General features: G+C 30.6%; 11 protein-coding genes. 4 read left to right on the top strand and 7 right to left on the bottom strand.

Annotation, left to right across the window (positions count from 1 at the left end):
• Window positions 1-80: 80 nt before the first annotated feature.
• Genes ACIQ11_RS06055 through dnaA form a run of 3 tightly spaced genes read right to left on the bottom strand, consistent with a single transcriptional unit; the run spans window position 81 to window position 2,750 of the window.
• Window positions 81-818, bottom strand: a complete 738-nt coding sequence (locus tag ACIQ11_RS06055) for an SAM-dependent methyltransferase (RefSeq protein ID WP_396153758.1) — start codon at window positions 816-818, stop codon at window positions 81-83.
• A gap of 38 nt (window positions 819-856) precedes the next feature.
• Window positions 857-1,318 carry a low molecular weight protein-tyrosine-phosphatase gene (locus tag ACIQ11_RS06050; RefSeq protein WP_396153756.1) on the bottom strand — a complete coding sequence of 154 codons (462 nt, stop codon included), beginning with the start codon at window positions 1,316-1,318 and terminating at the stop codon, window positions 857-859.
• A 1-nt stretch (window position 1,319) separates the two neighbouring features.
• The gene (gene dnaA / locus ACIQ11_RS06045) at window positions 1,320-2,750 is read right to left on the bottom strand and encodes a chromosomal replication initiator protein DnaA (protein WP_396153762.1); all 1,431 of its coding nucleotides are present in this window, start codon (window positions 2,748-2,750) and stop codon (window positions 1,320-1,322) included.
• A 226-nt stretch (window positions 2,751-2,976) separates the two neighbouring features.
• Here dnaA and ACIQ11_RS06040 point away from each other — a divergent pair, with 226 nt between their 5' ends.
• Complete coding sequence (locus ACIQ11_RS06040; protein WP_396153754.1) at window positions 2,977-3,381, top strand: acyl-CoA thioesterase; 405 nt, start codon at window positions 2,977-2,979, stop codon at window positions 3,379-3,381.
• 124 nt (window positions 3,382-3,505) lie between these two features.
• Here ACIQ11_RS06040 and ACIQ11_RS06035 read toward each other — a convergent pair whose 3' ends face one another.
• The 3 genes from ACIQ11_RS06035 to ribD are packed head-to-tail and all read right to left on the bottom strand — an operon-like array spanning window position 3,506 to window position 5,764.
• Window positions 3,506-4,129, bottom strand: a complete 624-nt coding sequence (locus tag ACIQ11_RS06035) for an IMPACT family protein (protein ID WP_396153760.1) — start codon at window positions 4,127-4,129, stop codon at window positions 3,506-3,508.
• Window positions 4,126-4,728 carry an HAD family hydrolase gene (locus tag ACIQ11_RS06030; protein WP_396153752.1) on the bottom strand — a complete coding sequence of 201 codons (603 nt, stop codon included), beginning with the start codon at window positions 4,726-4,728 and terminating at the stop codon, window positions 4,126-4,128. The genes ACIQ11_RS06035 and ACIQ11_RS06030 overlap by 4 nt, the downstream gene beginning before the upstream one ends.
• The gene (gene ribD, locus ACIQ11_RS06025; protein ID WP_396153750.1) at window positions 4,721-5,764 is read right to left on the bottom strand and encodes a bifunctional diaminohydroxyphosphoribosylaminopyrimidine deaminase/5-amino-6-(5-phosphoribosylamino)uracil reductase RibD; all 1,044 of its coding nucleotides are present in this window, start codon (window positions 5,762-5,764) and stop codon (window positions 4,721-4,723) included. Before ribD ends, ACIQ11_RS06030 begins: the two co-directional genes overlap by 8 nt.
• 37 nt (window positions 5,765-5,801) lie before the next feature.
• Here ribD and ACIQ11_RS06020 point away from each other — a divergent pair, with 37 nt between their 5' ends.
• Both ACIQ11_RS06020 and prmC read left to right on the top strand, forming a co-directional pair.
• Window positions 5,802-6,284, top strand: a complete 483-nt coding sequence (locus tag ACIQ11_RS06020; protein ID WP_396153748.1) for a GNAT family N-acetyltransferase — start codon at window positions 5,802-5,804, stop codon at window positions 6,282-6,284.
• A gap of 80 nt (window positions 6,285-6,364) precedes the next feature.
• Window positions 6,365-7,255, top strand: coding sequence for a peptide chain release factor N(5)-glutamine methyltransferase (gene prmC, locus ACIQ11_RS06015; RefSeq protein ID WP_396153746.1), 891 nt, complete (start codon window positions 6,365-6,367; stop codon window positions 7,253-7,255).
• A gap of 84 nt (window positions 7,256-7,339) precedes the next feature.
• On the opposite strand, the gene ACIQ11_RS06010 is transcribed toward prmC, so the two are convergent.
• Complete coding sequence (locus ACIQ11_RS06010; protein WP_396153744.1) at window positions 7,340-8,581, bottom strand: ABC transporter permease; 1,242 nt, start codon at window positions 8,579-8,581, stop codon at window positions 7,340-7,342.
• A gap of 318 nt (window positions 8,582-8,899) precedes the next feature.
• On the opposite strand from ACIQ11_RS06010, the gene ACIQ11_RS06005 reads away from it, so the two are divergent.
• A partial coding sequence (locus ACIQ11_RS06005; RefSeq protein WP_396153742.1) for a histidine--tRNA ligase occupies window positions 8,900-9,793 on the top strand: 894 nt, incomplete at its 3' end.

Raw genomic sequence — 9,793 nt, 5'->3', positions numbered from 1 at the left:
TCCTTAAGATCATATATTAAACGATTTAACGGTTATGATACTTCAAATGTTATATCCAATAGGTTTGCTAAAGTAACAAACTAATTTTTTTGAATAATAAAAATACAAGGTCGATTATGTAAATCGACCTTTTGTTTTTTCCAGTCGTTTACGGTTTTTGTTTTTATAAATTCTGTTGGCAACGTTACATCACAAGCAATACACAAATTAGTTTGCGGATGAAGTGTATTTAAAATATCTTCTAAAAATTTATTATTTCTATACGGCGTTTCCATAAATAGTTGCGCCTGATTTTTTTCTTGAGACCATTTCTCTAAATTTCTCAAAGCACTTTTCTTTTCGTTTTTATCTATAGGTAAATAACCAGTGAAAGCAAAACTTTGACCATTCATACCGCTAGCCATTAGTGCTAAAAGAATAGAACTTGGCCCAACTAATGGCACTACTTGGATTCCTTTTTCGTGAGCTAATTTTACAATTACAGCGCCTGGATCAGCAATTCCTGGACATCCAGCTTCGCTCATTACACCCATATCGATTCCGTTTAATAAGGGCTGAATCATTTCGTAGTGTTCAGAAATCTCAGTATGTTTATTTAACGACCATAATTTTAAACTTGGCTGCGATTTTTCTGGGCATATTGCTTTAATACATTTTCTGGCCGTTTTTTCATTTTCTACAATGTAATGATCCAAAAGTGTCACACATCTTTTGATAGTTTCTGGTAAAACATCATTTGGATTTACAGTAACTTCACCAGGATTTGATAAGGTACATGGAATCAAATATAATTTACCAAATTTTGTATTTGTGCTCATCTTTTATTTTTAAATTAAGAGAAAATAACTTAATGTGTTTATTTTGAATGAATTTTGCTTGCGATTAGAGTACATGCTTCATCTAACAGATGAAAAACATGTTCAAAATCTTCCATTTCACCATAATAGGGATCTGGAACTTCCAAATCACTAGTTGAATCTACTTCATTCAAAATTAATTTAACTTTTTGTTTGGAAGCCTCATTGGGCGCTATGGCGATTACGTTTTTGTAATTGTAGTTATCCATAACATAAATATAATCGAAAGTTTTAAAATCAGATTTTGATAGTTGCCTGCATTTTTGTTGACTAATGTCAATGCCAAATTTCTTAGCAGTTACTATAGAACGTTTGTCTGGTGCCGTTCCAACATGATAGTTTGCTGTTCCAGCACTATCAACTATACATTTATTTCTAGGAAGTTTTGATTGTAAAACACCTTCTGCTAATGGCGATCGGCAAATATTTCCCAAACAAACCATTAAAACCTTGGTAGGCATTTTAAATACTCAGCTTTTTGTTAATGTCTTCCACAAACTTTTTAAATTGTTTGTCGGTAGCCACTAAATTGTCAACTGTTTTTACAGCATGTAATACGGTTGCATGGTCTCTATCACCAATTTGTGAACCAATATTTGCCAATGATGCTTTAGTGAATTTTTTAGAAAAGTACATAGCTAATTGACGCGCTTGAACAATGTGACGCTTTCTGGTTTTCGATTTTAAAGTTTCTGTATCTAATTGGAAATAATCTGAAACCACTTTTTGGATGTAGTCAATAGAAATTTCACGTTTGATATTTTTCACAAACTTCTCTACAACTTGCTTAGCTAATTCTATATTAATCTCACGTTTGTTAAATGAAGACTGCGCAATTAATGAAATAATAGCACCTTCTAATTCTCTAACATTTGATTTTATGTGTTTTGCAACGTATTCTAAAATTTCATCTGGCATTTCAACACCATCTCTGTATAAGATATTTCTTAATATAGAAATTCTTGTTTCGTAATCCGGTTGGTGCAATTCAGCAGATAATCCCCATTTGAAACGAGATAATAAGCGTTGCTCAATATCTTGCATGTCTACAGGTGCTTTGTCTGAAGTTAAAATAACTTGTTTTCCGTTTTGATGCAAATAATTGAAAATATGGAAAAACACATCTTGAGTTCCAGCTTTTCCTGATAGAAACTGAACATCGTCAATAATTAATACATCAATAAGTTGATAGAAGTGAATAAAATCATTTCTAGTATTTTTCTTAACAGATTCGATATATTGTTGCGTGAAAATTTCTGCAGAAATATATAAAACGGTTTTTTCAGGGAATTTATCTTTAATTTCAACACCAATAGCGTGTGCTAAGTGTGTTTTTCCTAAACCAACACCACCAAAAATCAATAATGGGTTAAATGACGTACCGCCTGGTTTATTTGCAACTGCTAAACCAGCACTTCTTGATAATCGGTTAGAATCACCTTCTAAAAAATTGTCAAAACTATAATTGGCATTTAATTGAGATTCGATTTTTACGTTTCTGATACCTGGAATAATAAACGGATTTTTTAATTCCGGATTTTTATTCACAATAGGCACATCAATTTCTTGTGTTTTAACAGAACTACGGTATGTACTAGGAATTTGCTCTGTAAATGGAAGTTTATTGCCAGAAGTGTTTTCCATTTTAATTTTATACACTAGCTTTGCTTGGTTTCCAAGTTCTTTAGTTAAAGCGGTTTTTAATATAACAACATAATGTTCTTCAAGCCACTCGTAAAAAAATTTACTAGGAACTTGAATATGCAAAGCATTGTCTTCTGATAGACTAATTGCTACAATAGGTTCAAACCAAGTTTTATAGGCTTGTTCCTGAATATTGTCCTTGATAAAGGACAAGCAATTATTCCAAACAGATTTTGCTGCATTAGTCATCATGTGTTGTAATTTTAAAAAAGTTTTTAATCTAATTTTGAGAAAAAGAAAGGGTTAACTTTTTTTTACGTAGATTTTATTGGGAGAGCAAATATGTGAACAAATTTATTTAAAAAAAAATGAAATGCTATTGTAATTTAAAAAATATTGTTGTATGTAGTTTTGATTTAAATTTAATATATAATTAACAATAATTTTAACAACAAAAAATATATAATAAATAATAATGAGAGAATACGAATTTACGGTACGAGTTAGATACGCAGAAACGGATCAGATGGGTGTGGTGTATCATGGAAATTACGCCCAATATTTTGAAATGGGTAGAGTAGAGTGGTTAAGGAACTTGGGTGTTTCATATAAATGGATGGAAGATAATGGCGTTATGTTACCTGTTGTTTCATTAGAAATGAACTATAAAAAACCAGCGCGTTATGACGATATATTACGAGTAAAAACAATACTAAAAAGTCAAACCTCCGTGAAAATAGAATTTGACTATGAAATTTACAATGAACAGAATCAATTGTTAACAACCGGATACTCGATGCTTGTTTTTGTAGATATGAAAACGGGTAGGCCAATTGTACCACCAAAATATGTTTCTGATAAAATTAATGAAATAATTTAATCGATTTAACTGAATTTGAGCGCTTATTTGATTAGGAAAATTATAAAAGAAACCCGTGAAAATTTTTAAAAAAAAGGGAGTTTTAATTATTTCTGATTCAAAAATTAAATTTACTATCACAAATTTATAGCTCCTCAATTTCAATTTCAAACAAAGCAGTAAAAATGTCAACGATTTCTTTAGCATTTTTTTTCCTTGTAGCAATCTGAATCTCGCAATTCATTTCCATTTTTTGATGAACAATCTGAATGTTTTTTTCTTTAATAATTCGCATAACTTTGTTCATGTTTTTATAATCGAAAGTAATTTTATACTGTTTATCAATGGTTTTCTCAATAATATTTGCTTCATCTAAAGTAAGTTGAGCCGAAGTTTTATAAGCAGAAATTAATCCACCAACACCTAATTTTACGCCACCAAAATAACGAACTACCACTACTAATACATTCGTGATATCAAAAGATTGTATTTGTCCGTAAATAGGCATTCCAGCTGAATTACTTGGTTCGCCATCATCATTAGCTCTAAATTTTATAACCTCTGTACCAATTTGATAAGCATAGCACCAATGACGTGCTGAAAAATGTTCTGATTTTAAATTTTCTAAATACGTTTTTACTTCTATTTCTGAAGTTACAGGGAAAGCAAAACCAAAAAACTTGCTGTTTTTTTCTTTGTAAAGAATGTTTTCAACCGGAATTTCAATGGTTTTATATGTATCTTTAATTTGGGAATCTTCCAATTTTATAGAATTTTTTTATCGAATAAATTGGTTACATCATCTTGCCCTACAAGTATTTGCCAAGTATTAATGCCTAATGCTTTTGCGGCTTCAATATGTTCTGCGGTATCATCTACAAAAAGCGTCTTTTTTGGATTTAAATTATTTTGCTTTAAAATTAAATTGAAAACAGCTGCATCTGGTTTTCGCTCTTTAATTTCGTAGGAAAAATAAATTTTATTAAAATGAGCATAAAATTCTCTCGCAAAGGTTAAACCTACTCGATGTTCAAATTTATCAATATGTGTGGGATTGGTATTGCTTAATAAAAATATATCGTATTTGTTTTGTAGTTTTTCTAAAAACTCCAAACGTTCTAAAGGAAAATCCCCAATAATAGCATTCCAAGCTTCTCTAATTTCTAAAAGATTGGCATTTGGTAGGTGCTTCTGAATGGTTTCTATAAATTGTAATTCATCTAATTTACCTGTTTCAAATAAAATAGCTGCAGCTTTTAAATCGTCTGTCCAAGCGTTTAAACCTAATTTCTTAAACGCATCAGCACTAGCTTGATGATTCAAGTTTAAAAATACATCTCCTAAATCAAAAATTATCGCTTCAATCATAATTTATGTATGTTTTTAGTTGGTTATTTTTAATTTTTATAGTTTTTTCAGGAATAAAATTAAATTTAGGACGTTTTACGCCTTCTGAAATTTTAGTTTCTGATATAAAAACCCTTGCTTCATCCCATAAATGGTTATCTATAAATTGTTGCAAAGTAAATGTACCGCCTTCGATAATAACAGATTGAATATTTTTTTCAAATAAATGAGTTAAGATATTAGAAATCAAATGAGTATCAAACTGTATACATTCATAAACGATATTTATCGAATGTACACAATTTTCTTGTTCTGTAAAAATTATTGTCGGATTTTTTTTATTTTTTACATTAAATCCATCTGAAATTTTATTTGATTTATCAATAATAATTCGAGTGGGATGCTGTCCAAACCAATCTCTGGCATCTAAACTTGGATTGTCATTTAAAACAGTTGTAGTTCCAACTAAAATGGCTTGTTCTTCTGTACGATATTTGTGAACCAATTGCCTTGAATAGTCGTTTGAGATAGCAAAAGAGGTTTTTGAATTGGGTAAAAATGGCGCAATAAATCCATCTGCCGTTTCTGCCCATTTTAGTATAATATATGGTCGTTTTTTATTGTGAAATGTAAAAAATCGCTTATTCATTCTCAAACACGCTGCCTCTAAAACATTTAGTATAACTTCGCAACCGGCTTGTTTTAATTTTTCAACACCTTTTCCCGCCACTTCTGAAAAACTATCGATACAACCAATTACTACTTTCGGAATTTTATGTTCAATAATCAAATTAGCACATGGAGGTGTTTTTCCAAAATGACTACACGGTTCCAAACTCACATAAATGGTACTTTTGGAGAGTAATTCTTTGTTTTTAACTGAATTTATTGCAAGTACTTCCGCATGTGGTTCGCCTGCTTTTTTGTGCCAACCTTCACCAATTATTTTTTCATTATATACAATCACGCTTCCTACTAACGGATTAGGATATGTAGTGCCTAAACCATTTTTAGCCAATTGCAAACAGCGTTTCATGTATATTTCATGCTCAATCATCTTACAAATTTAGTACTTTTACATTTTATATTTACAAATGAATTATATAATAAGAGAAATTGAATCGAAAGACAATTTGAAAATCGCTACCGTGATTCGAAATGTCTTTGAAGAATTAGACGCTCCAAAAGCAGGAACAGCCTACGCAGATCCGCATTTAAATATTTTATTTGAAGTATATCAAGCTGAAAATGAAATATATTTTATTGTTGAAATGGATGGAACTATTTTAGGAGGTTGTGGAATAGGATATTTAGTGGAAGCCGAATTCAAAATTTGCGAATTACAAAAAATGTATTTAGCAAAAGAGGCTCGCGGAAAAGGAATTGCAAAAGATTTAATGCAAAAATGTTTATCTTTTGCCAAACAAGTTGGTTACGATAAATGTTATATAGAAACCTTACCATTTATGAAAGATGCCCAAAAATTATATGTAAAATCAGGATTTAATTACATAGATGGACCTATAGGTGCTACAGGACATAATGCTTGTGATGTGTTTATGATTAAAGATTTGTAAAATATTTAACACAGATTTGCACAAATTTTCACCGATTAATTTGTGGTAATTTGTGTAAATCGGTGTTTAAAAAATATAAAATGAATATTAAAAGTTTAAAAACGCATTTTTTCTCTGAATTGCAAACCATTCAGGAAGATTCAGAAATAGAAAGTTTCTTTTTTATTTTGACGGAATTTCTGCACAATTTAAAGAGAATTGATGTTTCACTTCACCCTGAATTTGAAGTTTCTGAGACAGATTTAGAAAAATGGAAAACCATAATTTCAGAACTTAAAACCGAAAAACCCATTCAATATATAACAGGTGAAGCCTGGTTTTATGGCTTACGATTTGAAGTCAATGAAAACACCTTGATTCCAAGACCAGAAACGGAAGAATTAGTTGAGTGGATTGTCGAAAGTCAAAAGTCGATAGTTGAAAATCTAAAAATCCAAAAATCTAACAATCTAACAATTCTAGATTTAGGGACAGGTTCGGGTTGTATTCCAATTACATTAAAAAAAGAAATTCCGAATGCCCAAGTTTCAGCAATTGATATTTCAGAAAAAGCATTAGAAATGGCTCGAAAAAATGCTTCAGATAATCAAGTGGAAGTAAATTTTATTCAACAAGATATTTTAACATCTCAACATCTCAACATCTCAACATCTCAACCTCTCCTTTTTGATATTATCGTCTCCAATCCACCATATGTTCGAAATTTGGAAAAACAAGAAATAAAAAGAAATGTGTTAGATTACGAACCGCATTTAGCCTTGTTTGTCGATGATTCTGATGCATTGTTATTTTATAGAAAAATTGCCCAATTAGCATTGAAAAGCTTAGCACCAAACGGAAAATTATTTTTTGAAATCAATCAATATTTGGGAAATGAAACCGTTGAATTGTTAGAGCAATTAGGTTTCAAAAACATTGAATTGCGTAAAGATTTTATGGGAAATGACAGAATGATTTGTGCATCCCTCTAAATCCCAAAGAGAGAAAGAAAACTTGAAAGTTTTTTTATCTAATTTTTCTCAATCTTTTATTCCCCCTTTGGGGGTTAGGGGGCTTTACTCATAACGCAACGCCTCAACCGGATCTAACTTAGAAGCTTTAATTGCGGGATATAATCCAGAAATAATAGTCACTATAAACGTGGTTGCAAATGCTGCAATAATAGCAGCCCAAGGCGTAACAAACTCAAAACCGGCAACAGATGCAATTAATGTACCGAGTAACAATCCTAAGATTATTCCAATAATTCCACCAATCTGACTAATAATAAAGGTTTCAGTAAAAAATTGCCAAGCAATAGTACCTCTTTTCGCTCCTAACGATTTTCTAATGCCGATTTCTCGTGTTCTTTCGGAAACGGAAACTAACATAATATTCATCAAGGCTATTGTTGATCCAAATATGGTAATAGCACCAATTGCTACTGCAGCAATGTTAATTATCGCAATGTTTTCACCTAATTTCTGAATTAAATCATCACTTCTTTTGATTCCAAAATTAGCTTTTTCAACCGGATTTAATTTTCTTACACGACGCATTGTTAATGTTGCATTATCAACAGATTCGTTTAATAATTGCTTGTTGTTAATTTTTACAGCAATATCATAATTTATATTAGGTTGCGAAAAAATAGAACGTCCAATTTGTATTGGAACGATAATTCGTAAGTCTTGATTGTTTCCAAAAGTAGCTCCTTTTCCTTTCAATAATCCAATTACTTTAAATTTAGCACCTCTAACAGAAATGGTTTTGTCAATTGGATTGACACCTTCAAACAGGCCATCTTTGAAATTTGCACCAACAACACACACATAATTATTATTATCTACGTCAAAAGAATTGAAATTTCGACCTGATTCCAACTCAAAACCATTATTTGGAATAAAATTTTCGTCAGCACCCAACACAGTAATTTCTGGATCTGTTTTTTTATTGTCAAATTTTACTTCTGCATTCGCTGATGCTGTAAATGAAAGCGATGTAGCTGTAAAAGGAAATTCAAATTTATCTTTAAAGGATTTAGCTTGCGGATAGCTAATGATTGGATTTATTTTTTGACCTTCATCATTTCGGTTAATTTGTTCTGAAAAATCATATTGACTTATAGAAAACGTATTGGCACCCATAGAAGCGAAATTCCCAAATAAATTATTTTCTAATGCTTTAGTTAAAGTTAAAATTCCTACTAAAAAAGTAATCCCAATAACTATGATAAACACTGTTAAAAAGGTGCGTAACGCTTGACTTCTAATAGAATCAATAGCAATTTTTGTATTTTCTTTAAATAATCCAATCATAACTATTTGACTACATTTTGTTTTAAATGTTACAGGATTTTTGAAAAGAATATAGAAAATAGAATATAGAAAATAGAATATAGAGTATAGAAAATAGAATATAGAAAATAGATTTGGACTTTTTTGGAACACAGTTTACACAGATTTTATAAATTATTAAAATTTCTCAAACCTGTGTTGTCACAATTCATAATTCATAATTGCCATTGATTTTTGCCATTGATTTTTGTCATTGATTTTTGCGAATCCATTTAAAAGTCAGATATTTGTACTCTATTAGATATACATTATACAATTTTTCAATATACATTCATAAAAATGGCATCAAAACCAAGTATTCCTAAAGGAACTCGCGATTTTTCATCTACAGAAGTAGCTAAACGGAATTATATATTTTCTATTATAAAATCTAATTTTGAACAGTTTGGTTTTCAACCTATTGAAACCCCTTCTTTTGAAAATTCGGATACTTTAATGGGGAAATATGGGGAAGAAGGCGATAGACTGATTTTTAAGATATTGAATTCGGGTGAGTATTTAGATAAAGTTTCAGATGAAGATTTAACGGCTAAAAATAGTAGAAAAATAACGACTCAAATATCTGAAAAAGCCTTACGTTATGACTTAACAGTTCCTTTTGCTCGTTATGTTGTGCAACACCAAAACGAATTAGAGTTTCCTTTCAAAAGATATCAAATTCAACCTGTTTGGCGTGCAGACCGACCACAAAAAGGACGTTTTAGAGAATTTTTTCAATGCGATGCCGATGTAGTGGGAAGCAATTCGCTTTGGCAAGAAGTAGAATTTGTACAATTGTACGATACCATTTTTACGGCTTTAGGTTTAAAAGGTGTACACATTAAAATTAACAACCGTAAAATATTATCTGGAATTGCTGATGTAATTGGCGCTTCAGATAAATTAATTGATTTCACGGTTGCTTTAGATAAATTAGATAAAATTGGAGAAGACGGCGTAAAAAAAGAAATGCTTGAAAAAGGAATTTCTGAAATAGCCATTGAAAAAGTACAACCGCTTTTCAATTTTACAGGAAACATTCCAGAAAAAATTGAAAAATTAGCTACACTTTTAGCCTCTTCAAATGAAGGCTTAAAAGGTGTTGAAGAATTGAAATTCATCTGTAATGCTATTAACGAATTAGGTTTAAAATCGGCAAATTTAGACCTCGATGTTACTTTAGCTCGTGGTTTA

The organism is Flavobacterium sp. (assembly GCF_044361065.1).
Taxonomy (GTDB): domain Bacteria; phylum Bacteroidota; class Bacteroidia; order Flavobacteriales; family Flavobacteriaceae; genus Flavobacterium.
Note: the sequence above shows the minus strand (reverse complement) of the source record. Positions and strands in the feature narration are given on the sequence as shown.